Origin of the sequence: Alishewanella sp. SMS8 (assembly GCF_030737935.1) — a bacterium.
In the GTDB taxonomy this organism is placed as follows: Bacteria; Pseudomonadota; Gammaproteobacteria; order Enterobacterales; family Alteromonadaceae; genus Alishewanella; species Alishewanella maricola.
The window spans coordinates 1,307,143-1,323,932 of the sequence record NZ_JAPJEA010000001.1; the positions used below are offsets into that span (position 1 = coordinate 1,307,143).

12 protein-coding genes are annotated in these 16,790 nt (G+C 47.3%); 3 read left to right on the top strand and 9 right to left on the bottom strand.

The window, feature by feature from the left end; genetic code table 11:
• Positions 1-57: 57 nt before the first annotated feature.
• From ORJ01_RS06060 to prlC, 5 genes are read right to left on the bottom strand one after another with little or no spacing between them, the layout of a single operon-like run.
• Positions 58-531 (bottom strand): peroxiredoxin, encoded by a 474-nt coding sequence (locus tag ORJ01_RS06060; RefSeq protein ID WP_226750392.1) that lies wholly within the window; start codon positions 529-531, stop codon positions 58-60.
• A gap of 10 nt (positions 532-541) precedes the next feature.
• Positions 542-1,291: a class I SAM-dependent methyltransferase gene (locus ORJ01_RS06065; RefSeq protein ID WP_229584723.1), complete on the bottom strand. Its 750-nt coding sequence runs from the start codon at positions 1,289-1,291 to the stop codon at positions 542-544.
• Positions 1,288-1,989: a DNA-3-methyladenine glycosylase I gene (locus ORJ01_RS06070; protein WP_306177288.1), complete on the bottom strand. Its 702-nt coding sequence runs from the start codon at positions 1,987-1,989 to the stop codon at positions 1,288-1,290. Before ORJ01_RS06070 ends, ORJ01_RS06065 begins: the two co-directional genes overlap by 4 nt.
• A gap of 42 nt (positions 1,990-2,031) precedes the next feature.
• A complete protein-coding gene (locus ORJ01_RS06075; protein ID WP_306177289.1) occupies positions 2,032-2,517 on the bottom strand; it encodes a hypothetical protein in 486 nt (161 codons plus the stop codon).
• A 28-nt stretch (positions 2,518-2,545) separates the two neighbouring features.
• Positions 2,546-4,612: an oligopeptidase A gene (prlC, locus tag ORJ01_RS06080; RefSeq protein WP_306177290.1), complete on the bottom strand. Its 2,067-nt coding sequence runs from the start codon at positions 4,610-4,612 to the stop codon at positions 2,546-2,548.
• Positions 4,613-4,766: 154 nt separating this feature from the next.
• On the opposite strand from prlC, the gene gorA reads away from it, so the two are divergent.
• Together gorA and ORJ01_RS06090 are read left to right on the top strand one after the other, a co-directional pair.
• Positions 4,767-6,122: a glutathione-disulfide reductase gene (gene gorA / locus ORJ01_RS06085; protein ID WP_306177291.1), complete on the top strand. Its 1,356-nt coding sequence runs from the start codon at positions 4,767-4,769 to the stop codon at positions 6,120-6,122.
• A gap of 8 nt (positions 6,123-6,130) precedes the next feature.
• A complete protein-coding gene (locus ORJ01_RS06090; protein ID WP_306177292.1) occupies positions 6,131-8,092 on the top strand; it encodes an alkaline phosphatase D family protein in 1,962 nt (653 codons plus the stop codon).
• A gap of 84 nt (positions 8,093-8,176) precedes the next feature.
• On the opposite strand, the gene ORJ01_RS06095 is transcribed toward ORJ01_RS06090, so the two are convergent.
• The 4 genes from ORJ01_RS06095 to bfr (ORJ01_RS06110) form a co-directional block, all read right to left on the bottom strand.
• The gene (locus ORJ01_RS06095) at positions 8,177-11,047 is read right to left on the bottom strand and encodes an insulinase family protein (protein ID WP_306177535.1); all 2,871 of its coding nucleotides are present in this window, start codon (positions 11,045-11,047) and stop codon (positions 8,177-8,179) included.
• 264 nt (positions 11,048-11,311) lie between these two features.
• On the bottom strand, positions 11,312-13,720 hold the full coding sequence (locus ORJ01_RS06100; RefSeq protein ID WP_306177293.1) for a TonB-dependent receptor domain-containing protein: 2,409 nt from the start codon (positions 13,718-13,720) through the stop codon (positions 11,312-11,314).
• Between the two features lie 320 nt (positions 13,721-14,040).
• Complete coding sequence (gene bfr, locus ORJ01_RS06105) at positions 14,041-14,508, bottom strand: bacterioferritin (protein WP_226750401.1); 468 nt, start codon at positions 14,506-14,508, stop codon at positions 14,041-14,043.
• Positions 14,508-14,981, bottom strand: coding sequence for a bacterioferritin (gene bfr / locus ORJ01_RS06110; RefSeq protein WP_226750402.1), 474 nt, complete (start codon positions 14,979-14,981; stop codon positions 14,508-14,510). Before bfr (ORJ01_RS06110) ends, bfr (ORJ01_RS06105) begins: the two co-directional genes overlap by 1 nt.
• Before the next feature lie 243 nt (positions 14,982-15,224).
• On the opposite strand from bfr (ORJ01_RS06110), the gene ORJ01_RS06115 reads away from it, so the two are divergent.
• Positions 15,225-16,739, top strand: a complete 1,515-nt coding sequence (locus ORJ01_RS06115; RefSeq protein WP_226750403.1) for a S10 family peptidase — start codon at positions 15,225-15,227, stop codon at positions 16,737-16,739.
• Positions 16,740-16,790: the final 51 nt, after the last annotated feature.

Genomic DNA, 16,790 nt, shown 5'->3' on the forward strand with positions numbered 1-16,790 from the left:
TTAACCGCTTCAAAAGCAAAACGCGCAGCTCAATGGCTACGCGTTTTACGCTGAGACTTATAGTGCAGCGAGCACCGTTTCGGCTTTACTGACTTCAAAGCTCTTTGGTGGTTCAACATTAAGCAGGCTTACTACGCCGTCATCGACGATCATTGCGTAACGCTCTGAACGAACACCGCCAAAATCACCGGTCTCCATGGTTAAACCTATCGCTTTATGGAAACTAGCACCGCCATCGGCTAAAAAGGTAATTTCTTCTGCATTTTGGCTGTCAGCCCAGGCTTTCATCACAAATGCATCGTTTACGGCAATACAAACAATAGTATCAACGCCCTTCGCTTTAATTTGATCCGCCAGCGCAATATAACCAGGCAAATGTGCTGCTGAACAGGTTGGCGTAAAGGCGCCAGGTACAGCGAACAACACCACTTTTTTACCAGCGAACACATCGCTGGTGGTTGGGCTTTGCATACCTTCTGCCGTTAATTGAGCAAAAGTCACTTCGGGTAATTTATCGCCTACTTTAATCATTGTTATATCCTTAGGTTATGGCTTGTTTAATATAAACATCAAAACGGTTATTTTTACCTTTTACCACCAGTTGCGGCTCGCGCTGAGCCAGCACTTGCGCATAGCCCGGGCGCTTTACCACAACACGGTACTTCGCCAAGGCCAACGCCGGTTCTAACAGGGCATCGGCATCGGTATCACTGCCTACCACATCATGAAAGGCCCGCATTTCTTTTTTAACTAACGCAGATTTTTCACGCGGTGGAAACATCGGATCAAGATAGACGACATCGGCCGTGGGCAAGCAGGTTAACGCTTGTAGCGCTGGAGCAAAATGTAGCTGCATTCTACTGGCCAACTCGGCCGTGCTGGCATGCGCAGCCGCGCGCTGCAGGCCATCGTATAATAGTGCAGCAACCAGTGGGTTGCGCTCAACTAAGGTAACATGTGCGCCGACATTCGCTAGCACTAAGGCATCACGCCCTAGGCCGGCAGTGGCATCAATAATCTGCAAATCGCGCTTTTTATGCAGGCCACAAGCTTTGGCGATGCCTTCGCTTTTGGCACCACCATGTTGACGGCGATAAGTCGCGGCTGCACTGGCAAAATCGACCACGATATCACCCTGTTTCGGCATGTCGGTGTGTCGAAGCACTAGCTGCTGCTCAACCCAACGTAGATGCCAACCCGTCGCGCTATCGCTTAAGGTTAAACCAAAACGTTGCGTTAACTCGGCCGACAACTCAGCGGGCAAGTCAGCAATAAGTAACACCGCACTCATTGCTGCATACCGGCATAATTTTCACCGACACTGTAAGACACGATTTGACTGATTTCTTGCAAACTCAGGCCGCTTTGTTGCTGCCAGTCGTTAAATTGTTGCTGGATCTGCTGTTGGCTGCGTTTACTGCTAATGCCCCCATCAAATACCCCATAAGCTTTTAAATAAGCTTCAACATCTTGGGTTAATAAAAAGGTGTCTTTACCCAAGGTGCGCAAAGCGTAAGGCCCGGTATTGCCACCTAAGCGTGCGCCGTGTTTTTTTAAATAATTCCACAGCCCAATAATGTCAGCGCTTGGCCAATCAGCCACAAAGCGCGCAAAGCTGCCGTGTTGCTGCTGCACGTGATAAATCATCAATGCATTATCACGGATAGTAAAAACCTTATTTAAGTTGCGAATAATCCGCGGATCTTGCGCTCTTTTTTCCAGCATTTCGTCACTTAGCAACAACATTTTTTCGATATCAAAGTCGAAAAACATCTCACAAAATGCGGGCCATTTTTGCCGCACTACGCGCCAAACAAAACCGGATTGAAAGACTTTTTTACTAAACTCGGCTAAAAACACACTGTCGGGCAATTGTGCGATAGCCTTGTTCGACAAGGGTTTACCCACTAACGCCGTCAAGGCTGCTGCGCCGCCCTTACGCTCTTTTGCGCGTTGCAGAATGTCACTAAATTTTTCTACCTGACGCACTCAGCATCCCCTTTACCGCAGCGAAGCGTTAATCTTTGCTGCTTACTGCGTAAGTTCTTTTACCAACTCACATTGGCCATTATTTAATTGTACTTGGGGTTTCATCACCACCGAGCAGTCAGACATCATGCCCTTGCGCATATTTTCAGCTTCGACCGCTTGATTATAGGCACTAATTTTTTTCAGCAAGACGCTTTCATCATGCCCCTTGGTCGAAACAGCGATATACTCCGATGGCCCACCACAAGATTTATGCCCCAACCCTATGACTAAGCATTGCTGCACATTATCAGCGCTTTTATCTCGTGTCAGTTGTAACACCTCAGCGCGTAATTGCCCAACATCGGCCAGCGCCATCGTTTGTTGCTGTTGATGCGCACGCATGGCTTTCACGGGTTCGGTTTGTGGATCTATTTGTTCCACTAAGGGCGCGGGTGCAACACCTTCAGCACTGTTACCAACCGGTTGCTGACACGCTAACAGCGGCAAACAACCTAATAGCAAGACGAGTTTTTTGGCATGCAACATAATGTTTTCCTTTTTCAGTAAGCCAGCCTTAGCTGGCAATCCCCATATGTCGCAATAAGGCTTCGTTAGAGGGCTCGCGGCCTCGGAAACCTTTAAACAACTCCATGGGTTCGGCACTGCCACCGCGCTCTAAAATCCATTGTAAAAAGTCTTGCCCGGTAGCGGCATTAAATACCCCTTCTTCTTCGAAGCGGCTAAAGGCATCGGCGGATAATACTTCTGCCCATAAGTAACTATAGTAGCCTGCCGCGTAACCACCGGCAAAAATATGACCAAAGCTATGTTGAAAGCGATTAAAGCGTGGCGGCATAATCACCGACACCTCGGCGCGCACTTCATCTAGCAACTGTTGCACACGGCCACCCTCGGTTGGGTTGAATTCGGCATGCAAGCGCATATCAAACAAGGCGAACTCTAATTGTCGAATCAAAAACAACGCCGATTGGAAATTTTTCGCGGCCAACACTTTGTTTAATAGGTTTTCCGGTAGCGGCTCACCCGTTTCATAATGGCCTGAGATCAGGGCTAACGCTTCTGGTGTCCAACACCAGTTCTCTAAAAACTGACTGGGTAGCTCTACTGCATCCCAAGCGACACCATTAATACCCGCCACGGCAGCCGCATCAACTTGGGTTAACATATGATGTAAACCATGACCAAACTCGTGGAATAAAGTAATCACTTCGTCATGCGTAAACAGCGCAGGCTTGCCACCTACGGGTTTATTAAAGTTACAGGTTAAATAGGCCACCGGAGTTTGTAACTGACCGTTGGGTAAAACACGTCGGCCTTGGCAATCATCCATCCAGGCGCCACCGCGTTTTTTACTACGGGTATACAGATCAAGATAGAAACTGCCACGCAACGAGCCATCAGCGGCAAACACATCATAAAACTGCACATCAGCATGCCACACATCCACCCCAGCACGCGGTTTTACTGTAATGCCAAACAATTTATGTAATACGGCGAACAAACCCGGTACCACTTTTGTGGCTGGAAAATAAGGGCGTAACAGCTCATCAGAAACGGCATAACGCGCTTCTTTCAGCTTGTCGGCGTAGTAGGTGATATCCCAAGCATGCAACTCAGCCACGCCAAATTGCTCTTTGGCAAATTGGGTTAACTCGGCTAAATCGCGCTGCGCTTGTGGTTTAGCGCGACCCGCTAAATCCGTTAAAAAATCTAACACTTGCTGTGGCGACTCTGCCATTTTGGTCGCCAACGACTCATCGGCCGCGTTAGCAAAATCTAGCAGTTGCGCTAACTCATGTTTTAGCGCCAGGGTTTCTTCAATTATAGCCGTGTTATCAAACTGGCCCGCGGTTGGGCCTTGCTCTGAGGCGCGCGTGCAATAGGCGCTGTATAACTCTTGGCGCAGTGTCTGATCGTCGGCGTAAGTCATTACAGCGATATAACTAGGAAACTCAAGGGTAAACACCCAACCGGTTAATTCACGTTGCTCCGCTTCTTCGGCCGCTGCCAATTTAGCATCTGCCGGTAAGCCTGCTAATTGTGCCTCATCAGTAACGTGCTTGAACCACGCCTGAGTGGCATCTAAGGTATTGTTAGCAAAGCTTGAGCTTAAATCAGATAAACGGCTTTGAATTTCGCCATAACGCTGTTTCTTCGCTGCCGGTAAGCCAATGCCTGATAATTTAAAATCACGCAGGGCGTTGGTGATGACTTTTTGCTGGGCCGCCGTTAACTGTGCGAACTCAGCGCTGTCGTGTAACTGCTGATATTTTTGATATAAGCCCTCATGCTGGCCTAACCAGGTACTAAACTCTGACAACAGCGGCAAACAACTTTCGTAGGCTTCACGCAGCTCTGGGCTATTGGCTACAGAATTGAGATGCGACACTGGCGACCACAATTTGCCCAGCCGATCGCTGTCTTGCTCTAATTCAGTAATGAGGCTATGCCAACTGACATCCGCCGCAGCCACCACACGTTCAACCGCAGCGCGCGCGCTGGCAATGGCATGCTCAACGGCAGGCTTTATATGTTCTGGTTGGATAGCGGAAAATGGCGGTAAGTCAGTGAAGGTTAACAAGGGGTTAGCTTGAACGGCGGCAACAGATGCAGTTGTCATAAGAGCAGTTCCTTTAAATAAGCGAGATGTATGCTATGTTGGGGTTTTGGCTCTGGTTGTCAAGGCGTTAACCGCAAATTGCCGGGATTGGCTTGTAATCTGTGGCTTAACCCCTTATATCTGTCAGCAATAATTTTGCATTATAGGTTCAGTTATGTCTCGTCATTATGATTTTCTCGCCATTGGTGCCGGTAGCGGCGGTATTGCTTCAGCCAATCGCGCGGCTATGCGTGGCGCAAAAGCCGCCGTAATAGAAGCAAAAGCGGTGGGGGGCACCTGCGTTAATGTGGGCTGTGTGCCCAAAAAAGTCATGTGGTTCGGGGCACATATTGCAGAAGCCATCAAATACAGTGCAAGTTATGGCTTTGATTTAAAGCAACAAGGCTTTGATTGGGCCACTTTAGTGAAAAATCGCGAAGCCTATATTGAACGTATTCACGGCGGCTATCAGCGTGGTTTTAGCAGTAATGGAGTTGACTATATCCAAGGTTTCGCCCGCTTTATTGATAAAAATACGGTTGAAGTGAACGGTGAGCAGATTACGGCCGACCATATCACTATTGCGGTTGGCGGTCGTCCAACCAAACCGCAGATCCCGGGTGCCGAGCTGGGTATTGATTCTGATGGTTTTTTTGCCTTAACCACTCAGCCTAAAAAAGCGGTCGTGGTAGGTGCGGGCTATATCGCGGTGGAAATTGCAGGCGTATTACATGCACTGGGTACTGAAACGCATTTATTAGTGCGTGGTGATCGGCCGTTACGCAGCTTTGATACTGACATTACTGATGCCTTACTCAGTCGCATGGCTCAAGACAAATTACCATTGCATACGCATAGCAATGTCCAAAGCGTGGAAAAACAACCTGATGGCTTATTAAGCCTATCGCTGGAAAAAGGTCAAACTATTAAAGATGTTGATTGCTTAGTTTGGGCCATTGGCCGTGAACCGACCACCGATGCCATTAATTTAGCTGCGGCCGGTGTTCAAACAGATCAATATGGTTTTATTCGTACCGATAAATACCAGAACACCAATGTCCCTGGCATATATGCGGTGGGCGATGTCACAGGCGAAGCGCAACTTACGCCAGTAGCAATTAAAGCAGGCCGGTTGTTAGCTGAAAGGCTCTTTAACCCGGCCTTGCCTGATGCACATATGGATTTCTCGCTCATTCCTACCGTGGTATTCAGTCACCCGCCGATTGGTACTATCGGTTTATCCGAAGCCGATGCGATAGCCATTTACGGCAAAGAACAGCTGAAAATCTATCGTTCTGGTTTTGCCGCCATGTACAACGCTATTACCCCACACCGTGCACTCAGTAGCTTTAAACTGGTTTGCTTGGGCGCTGAAGAAAAAATCATTGGTTTACATGGTATTGGTGAAGGCATGGATGAAATTTTACAAGGCTTTGCTGTCGCCATAAAAATGGGGGCAACTAAAGCAGACTTTGACGCCACCGTTGCGCTGCACCCGACCAGTGCCGAAGAATTTGTCACCCTGCGATAACACAAGCCATGACCCGCGCAGCAGAGCCCAGCGAACCGCCAACACTGCCATTAGTGTTGGCAGGGCCTATGCTACGCGCCTTAACACCAACAACCGTGACGTTCTGGCTCGCTACGCGTGAGCCGGTTCAACTGCAACTTACACTGAGCCCCACAGGCCAACAACCGCTTAGCTTCGACGCTGCAGCATTAAGTCAGTATTGCCGCAGTATTCGCTGCGCGGAAAAACTACACTTACAATTATTGCAACTGCCGCTAACGGCAGCGTTACCGCAAGCGGTGTGGATCAGCTACGATTTACAAGTCGCGCCCCGAACATCAGAGCCAGCCAAATGGCAAGGCTGGCAACAGTGGGCGCCGGATCTTGTTTATGCTGGGCGCGATAACCCGGGCTTTATCATACAGCCGAAACTACAACGCTTATTACATGGCTCTTGCCGCAAACCGCATGCCGACTGTGAAGATGGTTTACTTGCTGCCGATTTGCTATTGCAGCAACAAGAGGTGACTGAGTGGCCGGCATTATTGTTGCTCAGTGGCGATCAAATTTATGCCGATGATGTCGCGGCACCAATGTTACAGGCGATACATCAGTTAATTAATCAATTAGGCTTTCACAATGAAAACCTGCCCTGTTCCCGGGTCAGCGATGCCGATACTCTGCACCAGCAAACACCGCATTATTATCAGCGACATACCTTATTACCCAAAACCAAAGCCAGCGAAGCGATGCTCAGCCAGGTTTTTCGCGGTGTGAAAAAACCAGTGTTTACCACTGATACAGCGCGCAACCATTTAATTAGCGCCGCAGAAATGCTCGGCATGTATTTACTCGTTTGGTCTCCCGCTGGTTGGCAACCCGATTCAATGGCGTTAAGTTCAACCTTAAAGTCGCAATTATCTCAGGATGAACTTGAACGTTATCAGCAACAACAGCAGTTAATTGAAACTTTCGCAGCAGGTTTAGCCAAGGTACGACGTATTCTGGCGCATTTACCAACAGCGATGATCTTTGATGATCACGATGTTAGCGATGACTGGAACCTCACAGCAGAATGGGAAAAAACTGCTTATGAGCATGATTTTTCTAGGCGCATTATCGGTAACGCCCTATTAAGCTATTTGCTTTGTCAAGGTTGGGGCAACAAGCCGGCCGATTTCGCCAGTGCATTACTCGATCGCGTTGAGCAAGCCTTAGCTCACAGCGGCGGCCCTGAGCATGAAGCACTGATCAGTGAATTATTAGAGTTTCAGCAGTGGCACTATCAATGGCCAACCGAGCCGCCATTATTGGTGTTAGATACCCGCACCCGCCGTTGGCGTTCTGAAGTGAATATTAACCGCCCTTCGGGTTTATTGGATTGGGAAGCCATTACCGAGTTGCAGCAAAACCTGCTTGGACACGATGCTGTGGTGTTGGTGGCGCCAGCGCCGATTTTTGGGGTAAAGCTGATTGAGAATATTCAAAAAATCTTTACTTTTTTTGGTCGCCCGCTGCTCGTTGATGCGGAGAACTGGATGGCCCATCGTGGTACTGCGCATGCCATGCTGAATTTATTTCGACACCCCAAAACGCCCAAACACTTTGTGATTTTATCAGGCGATGTGCATTATTCTTTTGTGTATGAAGTGCATTTACGCAGCAAAGCCGCTGGGCCGGATATTTGGCAAATTACCAGCAGTGGCTTAAAAAACCAGTTCCCTGGCCGTTTACTGGATATTTTAGACCGGTTAAATCGTTGGTTATATGCCCCCCGCTCGCCTTTAAACTGGCTGACAAAACGTCGGCGCATGCGCATAGTGCCGCATAAACCGGATAATGCGCAGCGCGGAGAACGCTTATTAAATCAGGCGGGTATCGGCTTAGTCGACCTGCATGAGGATGGCTCACCAAAACGTATCGCGCAGTTAACCTGTGCCGGAAAAGCGATCGATTTTATTATCAAAAAAGAAGAAGCGCGCTGGGAGTAAGCCTTAGCCTAGCACTGTGCAGTTCCCGCATGATCAAAAAGGCAGCCTTAGCAGGCTGCCCTCTCTTTTTGTCGCTAAATAAGCTTATTGCTTCGGCATGGTTTTTTGGAACTCCGCTAAATCGTTCACCACTTGCTGATTAGGCAAGGTAGCAAAAGGCTTATCTTTAAAGCTGGTGCCACGCATTTGCACCGAAATACGTGCGGCATCAGGGTTTAATAACGTTTGCTGATAAAAGGCTTTGACGTCATCCAAATTCACCTGCTCTACCGCGGCAATCAGTTTCGCTTTGCTATCAAACTCAAAACGCTCACGGTACCAATCACTGACAAGTGGCTGCATTTCCTCAAACAGATTCTTCGGCGGCTCATTCAAGCTTAGCAATAAACTTTGTTTTAATTGCGCAAATTGCTCAGGCGTTACCTGTTGTAAGCTAAGCCAGTATTGCTGCTTAAACTCGTCAAAGCGTTGCTGCATATCGGCCGGACCTTTTACCGGTGTTTGAATATACAAACCAAAACCAGTGTATTCATCTAGGTCAATTGCCGTGCCGCCCACCGCATAAGCCAGTTGCTCTTCGGTACGTAGCTTATCAAAGGCTTGATTGCTAAAGTGCGATGCTAACACGCTGGCTGCAGCACGCTGTGCCATACCTTTAGTGGGATGGACATGCATATCGATAAGCGCAACGTCGGTTACATCAATATCGCGCTGCAACACGATGCTTTTACCCGGCGTTGGCTGCCAAAATGGGCTTTGTGTGTATGCGGTGGATTGCCGTGCTGCAGGTAAAGCCGCTTGCAGCTTACTGACTAAAGCCACTACCTCTTGTTTATCATAGTTACCAAAGGCAAACACCCGTACTTCGTTGTTCAGCAGTGTGTTGCTGATCACCTGTTGTAAATCTGCTAACGTCATTTGCTTAGCGGCGGCTATCAGTTGCTCAGGGTTATAGTTACCGCCACGATAGAGACTGTTAAAAGCCCAAAACGCTTGGCGAAACGGCACTTGCCGCGTCTGGTTAGCAATACCTCGCACATAGCGATCAACCGCTTGGGCAAACCCTTCTTCGGTTATCGCCGGTGTTAACCCCGCTAACACTTGCTCTAATAACTCAGGTTGCTTATCGGTAAAACCATCTAAATTTAGTGTTAAGCCATTACCATCATTCAGCCACATGCTAATACCCGCAGCCTGCGCCTCAGTCGCTAAGGCACTTTGCGCCAAATTGTAGAGATCGCGCCATAAGGCAAAGGCAACTTTTGCCTGCACACTGTTTTGCGCCGCCGGGCTGTTTAACACAATATCTAAGCGACCTTTAGGTTGGTCGGCAAATACTTTACTGGGGTATAACCACGCTTTAATGCCGGCTTGCTCGTGCACTAAGGTGGGTTTTTGCTGCTCGATGGGCGTTTTAATGGCGAAGCTTTCTGGCAACAAGCGGTTCACTTGCGGTAAGTTCAGCGCCACTATCGGTTGCTGCCACGCCGCTTGCTCTTCTGCACTAATATCAACAATTTTATATTTACCGACATGCCGCACCAGCTCGCTATCGTGTGGCTCTTGCTTACTGATATACCACAAACGCAAGTTTTCTGGGGTGAGTTGCGCTAATACCTCTTCTATCGCTGCGGCATCAAAGCGTTCATATAAATAGGGTGCGGCGACCACATCTTTGACTGGCAGTTTCAACATCGAGGCGGTTAACTGTGAAGCATAACCAAAACCATCGGTTTTTTCTAAAAACTGAAATTGGTTACTCAGGCTGGTTTTAATTTCATTAAAGTATTTACTATCAACACCTTGCTCTTTAATTAAGGCTAAGTACTGCATCACTACCGCGGTAATCGCCTCGCGTTGCTGCATACCGGCATCGGTCAGGCTTAGATCAATCGTTAGGCTGCCGTAATTACCATAAAAATCTGGGGTCGCCGACACGTTCATGCTGGAAATAAGCCCAGCCGCTTTCAACTGTGCCGCTGCCGTACCCGGCATTTCTGATCCCAGTAAGTAACTAATAAATTCATTGGGTTTTACCGCGTATTTTTCTAAATTGGCCCGAATGGTAAAGTCGAGGCGTAGCTGTTTGATATCCTGATTTGGCACATAATGAATACGCTTAGCACCAAATAAACGGTTATCTATGGGTGCTGTCACGCTGGGAATGGCAATGTCTTTATTTTCAATAGCGGCAAAATGCTTTAACGCCAGCAACTCCATTTCAGCTAACGGTAAATTGCTGATCATGGCTAACTTCATATTATTGGCCGAATAATAGCGCTGATAATATTGCAGCATCTCATCATGCAATTTACTGTCAGGTTTATCGCTTAAACTCTCTAAGCTACCGGCCAAAAAACGATTTGAAGGGTGATCACCAAACATCCGGCGCATCAATTCAAATTGACCGAGGAAATCCATTTCACGACGCATCGACTGCTCAGCATTCACGGCATTGCGTTCTTTGTCTGAGTACTCAGGGTAAAACTTCGGAGATTTGAAGAAATCTGAAAAACGATCTAAGGCTTCGTCATATACATTGTTATTAATTTCAAACATGTAGTTTGTAATATCTAACCAAGTGTAAGCATTATAAGCACCGTTATGCAGGCTCATAAAACCGGCGTACTCAGCAGGATCAGGATAACGCTCGGTTCCCATAAACAGCATATGCTCTAAATAATGCGCTAAACCTTGCTGTGACATTGGATCTTGTAACATACCCGCGCCGACACTGAGCGACACGGCAGATTTTTCGGACGCCGGATCAGAAACTAACACTACTGCCAACTTATTGGGCAAGGTCAGCGTTTTATATTGCCGCTGATCGTTCGGACTCACCACTATGGCTGCTGCCGCTTGTTGCATGGTTGTCACATCTATAGAGGTGCTTTGTTGGGCACAGCCTGTCATCACCGCCAGTGCTACCGCGCTAATCACTAAAAGTTTTTTCATCATTAATTCCCTCACTGAAAAATGTAAAAATAATGTAGAACAAGCATAACCAAATAGCAAACAAATAAACCAAACGTCTCTGAGTATGGTCTGACCTGTACCGGAGTGTGGTCAAACCTGTCTCAGAGACTGGTCTAACCGGTGTCTGAGTGTGGTCGGATCTGTCTCAGAGTGTGGTCGGTGGAGTGTGTGAATGATGGCGCGTACCCAATAAAAAATGGCAGCGCGATGCTGCCATTTTTTCTTAAAAGCCCTGCTGAGGCTCTAGAAGCTGCCGAGAAGGCCTACAGCAAAATTACGACCGGGTAGCGGTGTAACATCTCTTAGAAACGAGGTGTGCACCAGTGCTAATTCGTCCGTGATATTTTGTGCTTTTACATAGGCCACTAAAGCTTGTTGCCCCCAGTTAAAGCGATAGCTAACACTGGCATCAACCATAGTGTATCCCGGTGTCGCCTCTTCTAAGGTAGCGGTATTATCTTGCTTAAAATAACGGCTAATGCTGAAGTCGGCATCGAACTGTTCACCTTGATAGGCAAGTTCAGTCATCAGGCGCAGCGGCGGCGTGCGCGGTAATTCACCGCCACTACGTAAACGAGCGCGAATATAATCGGCTTGCACAGTTAAATGATAAAACTCATCTAACTGCCAATTCACTTGGCCTTCAAAGCCATGCAACGTAACGGTATCGGTTGTATACAGATAAACCGGCAATTCATCGGCGTGATCATGCTCCGCCTCTGGCTCTTCACCTTCATGCGCAAACTCAGCATATAAACCGGTGTTACCAGCATAATAGTAGTTATCCACGCGGTTATAAAAGGCGTTGAGCACCCAGCCAACATTGCCATGGAACTTACGTAGCGTTAAATCTAAATTGCGTGAACGCTCTAGCCCTTGTGTGGCTGCATTTAATTCAAAGCCATCGCGATCTTCATTTAATTGGAACAAAGCACCGACTTCGTAACTACGTGTGCCAAGGTGTGGCCCAAACGAAAGTAATTCAGCAGCGCTTGGTGCGCGCTCAGCATGCGAGAACGACAGGCCAACATTATAACCTTCTTGGAAATCCCACACTAAACCGGCCGACACGCTAAATGGATTATAGCGCTCAGCAAAAGCAAAATCGGCAATCTCAGCACCATGCTCTTCACCTGCATGCTCGGCTTCATCGCCATGTAATTCTATATCAACTAATTTTACTTCAGCGGCATCCAGTCTGACTTGCTCAACACGCGCTCCTAACTGTAATAAAACTGGGCCAAAGTGCCGCTCGGTCATCCAACCTAAACCCAGCGTGCGAGTCTCTGATGCAGGCGAAAAGGCCTCTTCACCAACCGCGCCGAAATCACTTAATTTATAATGCAGGCTCAAACCACCCTTCCAGTCAAACCATGGCCGGTGCAGTAACTCGAAACGAGCTTCTTGACTTTTATTAGTAAAAACCGTGCCCACCTCACCGTTTTCTATTTCGGCATGCTGATAGTCGGTAAAGGCCAAACGACTATTAAACTGTCTTATCCAATGATCATTAAAATACAGCTCGCTTTGCAACTGCACGCGATCTTGGGTTTTCTCGGCTTGGGTTAACTCTTCTTCATCACCATGGCTGTGGCCTGGCATGCCAAAATCGCGTTCTAAGCGACCGTAAGCTATACCTACAAAACCATTTTCCAGCAATTTGCTGCCGCCTAAGGTAAAGCCTTTACTGGTACTAAAGGTATTGGCGATACGCTTAGTGCTATGCTCATCATGCTCTGCCTCATCGTGTACGGCTTCATCATGATCATGGTCAGAATGATCGTCTAATTCACCTTGCCAATCGCCTGGGGTACGGTAATTAATGCTATCACGCCAAAAACCATCCAAATACACCGCATAATCACTGTTGCCAGTAACCATATTTCCCGCCACCAACTTGGCCGAATCCACGCTTTGTAACTCGGTTATCCACTCTGCACGCGGTGTGCTGTTGCTTGGTACGCGTTCATCTACCACGTTAACCACACCACCAATAGCACCGCTGCCGTAAAATAAGGTTGCGGGCCCACGCAATACTTCAATTTGCTTGGCGGTACTCGCTTCAGTGGCGACACTGTGATCTGGGCCAACGCGCGAAGCATCACCCGCATCTAAACCGTTTTGCATAATTAAAACACGTGGACCATCTAAACCGCGAATAATCGGGCTACTGGCCACGCCACCTTGAAACGTTGAATGCACACCCACTTGCTTACTAAGCGTATCGCCCAAGGTAGTGGCTTGCTGCATTTTTAATTTGTCACCCGCTAACACACTGATGGGCAATGAAGATTCAATAATAGAAGCGTGTAATGGGCTGATGGTGACGTCGATGATTTCAATTGAGCTCGCTTGTAGCACTAAGGTCACATCGGTTAAACCGCTAGCAGGCACAGTAAATTGGGCATTACTGTGACCATAACGGCGCGCTGAAAAGTGCACTTCAACTTGATTAACCGGCACATCCGTGAGCAAAAACTGTCCATTTTCATCTGAAACCGTTTTACTGGCACTGCCAGCTACATTTAAGCTGGCATTCGCTAAGGGCTTACCCTTGCTGTCGACGATTTTCCCACTGATCGTGTTAGCGAAGGCGGAAGTGGAGGCTAAACTGGCGGCAATTAATAGCGCCAAAGCACTTTTCTGGTTCATTGGGTCCTCTCAGAGCAACGCGATAAATTAAATGTTATATCGTAACAATATACTGCAATAGTGATATTATCACAATACGCGATTTCGCTAAGTGCGTTGTGTGGTCGAGGTTTTACGATAAAGCGCGGTTAATGTTCGAACTACCAAGCCAAGGCTCAGCGCAAAGTCTCCACGATAAAACGTACAAGAAAACAAAAACAGTACGTTAACTGACACATAAAGAGCGGCGCAGCAGGCTATAGAAGTGGCAATAACAAGAAAGGCATAAAAACTGAAGAAAGGCTGCGCGGATCGCGATGACTCGCGCAGTAATATAACGCTTATAGTTGAGCTTGTAGATAATTAGGTAAGCCCAGCATTTTGATTAAGCGCAATTGTTGCTCTAACCAATGCGCGTGATCGGTCTCAGTATCATCTAGCAGTTGTTGTAACATATCGCGGCTGACGTAATCTTGCTCTTGCTCACACAACGCCATGGTTTGTTTTAATAACTTCTGCACGGTGTATTCAACGTTTAAGTCGTTTTGCAGCATGCTCGGCACATCTTGCCCGACATGAATAGCATCACGCTTTGTCATATCCGGCACACCGCCCAAGAATAAAATACGTTCAATCAGCGCGGCAGCATGGCCTTTTTCATCGTCAAACTCATGATCGATGCGAGCAAACAGCTTACTCAGGCCCCAATCATCATACATCCGAGAATGAATAAAATATTGATCCATAGCGGCTAATTCATTGGCCAGTAAAGTGTTTAACGCACTGATGACTTTTGGACTACCTTGCATTACTCACCTCCTAATTGCGCTTGTAGATAATTCGGTAAACCCAGCGCGCTAATTTGGTGCTGCTGCGTTTCTAACCAATCTAAATGACTTTCTTCGTATTCTAAGATGTCAGTCAATAAGTCGCGGCTGACATAATCTTGTAAACTTTCACACAGGGCGATGCTTTGCTTTAACAGTGGCAGTTGCTCTAACTGAAAAGCCTCGTCGCATTGCAGCATTTCTGGCGTGTCTTCACCGATCCGCAATTTGCCCAGCGCTTGTAAATTAGGCAAGCCCTCTAGCATTAAGATCCGCTCAATCAATTTATCGGCCTGCTTCATATCTTTAATCGATTTTTTGTAGCAAACCTCGTCTAAGGCCTTTAAGCCCCAATTTTTATAGATGCGGGCATGTAAAAAATATTGATTGATTGAGGTCAGTTCTGCCGTCAGTACTTCATTCAATTTGCTCAGTACCTGAGAATCACCTTGCATAACTCACTCCTGCTAAATGCATTTAGTGGTACAGCATAGTACAAAGCCATCAAACAGGCAAAAAAATCATGTATATCATTGATATACAATTAAGAATGCTTTGCATTAGCAATGTGTATTTCGTTCACGGTGCACCACCTATCCTGAAAATCCGTAACCAATCGCAACTCACTTCGTTTTCAGCAAAATTAGCGCTATGGTGAATTGAAGCTGTCCGTTTTTAACGCAACACGAGAAATCACTATGCAAGCAATACGTTATATCAGCCTGTTGTGTCTAACACTGGGGTTAACACTGAGTGTTTCACTGCAAGCTGAGCAAATTAGCATTGATATAGACAACGCCATTGTTACCGAGCATCGCACGGAAATTAATGGCCAACGCGTAAACTATAAAGCCCATACCGGCACCCAACCTGTTTGGGACGATAATGGTCATCCTACGGCCACGCTGTTTTATACGTATTATCAACGCACCGATATTAAAGATAATACTAAACGACCGTTACTGATCTCCTTTAATGGCGGGCCAGGCTCGGCATCGGTTTGGATGCATATCGCTTACACCGGCCCAAAATCGTTAGTGATTGACGACGAAGGCTTCCCAATCCAGCCTTATGGCGTCAAAGCCAACCCGCACTCGGTGCTGGATGTGGCCGACATCGTGTTTGTAAACCCGGTAAACACGGGCTTCTCTCGTGTGCTACCTGGCCCTGACGGCAAAATGCCATCGCGCGAGCAACAACAAAAAATGTTCTTTGGCGTCAATGCCGACATTCGTTATTTAGCGGCTTGGGTAAATACCTTTGTTAATCGCTATGAGCGCTGGCCCTCACCGAAATTTTTAATTGGTGAAAGCTATGGCACTACGCGGGTTTCGGGCTTGGCGTTAGCCTTACAAAATAACGAGTGGATGTATTTAAACGGCGTGATTTTGGTTTCGCCTACCGATATCGGTATTGAACGCCAAGGCCCGGTTAAAGCAGCCAACCGCCTACCCTATTTCGCTGCAGCTGCGTGGTATCATCAAGCACTGGCCAGCGATTTACAGCAAAAAGATTTGTACGATATTTTGCCTGAAGTGGAAAACTTCACTTTAAATGAGTATCTACCGGCTTTGGCGCGTGGCAATTCCTTAGCCGATGCGGAAAAACAGCGTATTGCTGGTTTAGTCAGCCGCTACTCGGGTATCAGTGTACAAAATGTGCTGCGGGCCAATTTGGATATCAGCACAGCGTATTTTTGGAAAGAGCTATTACGTGATCGCGGTCAAACGGTAGGACGCTTAGACTCACGCTATCTTGGCCTTGATAAAAGCGATATTGGCGAGCGCCCTGACTATTGGGCAGAGCTTACCTCATGGTTACATTCATTTACCCCAGCAATTAATCATTACCTGCGTACCGAGTTAAATTACAAAACCGACATTAAATACAATATGTTCGGCGATGTACGGCCTTGGGATAGCAGTAATGACAATACTGGCGAAAATCTTCGTCAAGCCATGGCGCAAAACCCCTACTTACGGGTGTTAACGCAATCGGGTTATTATGATGGCGCCACCAACTACTTCGACGCTAAATATAATATGTGGCAGCTAGATCCCAGCGGCAAAATGAAAGACCGTTTAAGTTTCAAAGGCTATCGTAGTGGCCATATGATGTATCTGCGCAGTGAAGACTTAAAGAAATCAAACGATGATTTACGCGAGTTTATTCTGCAATCATTACCCACGACTGGCCAAGCTGCGAAATATTAATCTGCCGATAGCGCTTTAAGCTTAACGCCATTAAAAAAGCCGGTGAAGCAA

Excerpts from the sequence above, each read along its gene's own strand:
- ORJ01_RS06100 (WP_306177293.1), bottom strand. The coding sequence starts at position 13,720 with ATGAACCAGAAAAGTGCTTTGGCGCTATTAATTGCCGCCAGTTTAGCC.
- ORJ01_RS06075 (WP_306177289.1), bottom strand. The coding sequence starts at position 2,517 with ATGTTGCATGCCAAAAAACTCGTCTTGCTATTAGGTTGTTTGCCGCTG.
- ORJ01_RS06060 (WP_226750392.1), bottom strand. The coding sequence starts at position 531 with ATGATTAAAGTAGGCGATAAATTACCCGAAGTGACTTTTGCTCAATTA.
- ORJ01_RS06090 (WP_306177292.1), top strand. The coding sequence starts at position 6,131 with ATGACCCGCGCAGCAGAGCCCAGCGAACCGCCAACACTGCCATTAGTG.
- bfr (WP_226750401.1), bottom strand. The coding sequence starts at position 14,508 with ATGCAAGGTAGTCCAAAAGTCATCAGTGCGTTAAACACTTTACTGGCC.
- ORJ01_RS06115 (WP_226750403.1), top strand. The coding sequence starts at position 15,225 with ATGCAAGCAATACGTTATATCAGCCTGTTGTGTCTAACACTGGGGTTA.
- prlC (WP_306177290.1), bottom strand. The coding sequence starts at position 4,612 with ATGACAACTGCATCTGTTGCCGCCGTTCAAGCTAACCCCTTGTTAACC.
- gorA (WP_306177291.1), top strand. The coding sequence starts at position 4,767 with ATGTCTCGTCATTATGATTTTCTCGCCATTGGTGCCGGTAGCGGCGGT.
- ORJ01_RS06065 (WP_229584723.1), bottom strand. The coding sequence starts at position 1,291 with ATGAGTGCGGTGTTACTTATTGCTGACTTGCCCGCTGAGTTGTCGGCC.
- ORJ01_RS06095 (WP_306177535.1), bottom strand. The coding sequence starts at position 11,047 with ATGAAAAAACTTTTAGTGATTAGCGCGGTAGCACTGGCGGTGATGACA.
- bfr (WP_226750402.1), bottom strand. The coding sequence starts at position 14,981 with ATGCAAGGTGATTCTCAGGTACTGAGCAAATTGAATGAAGTACTGACG.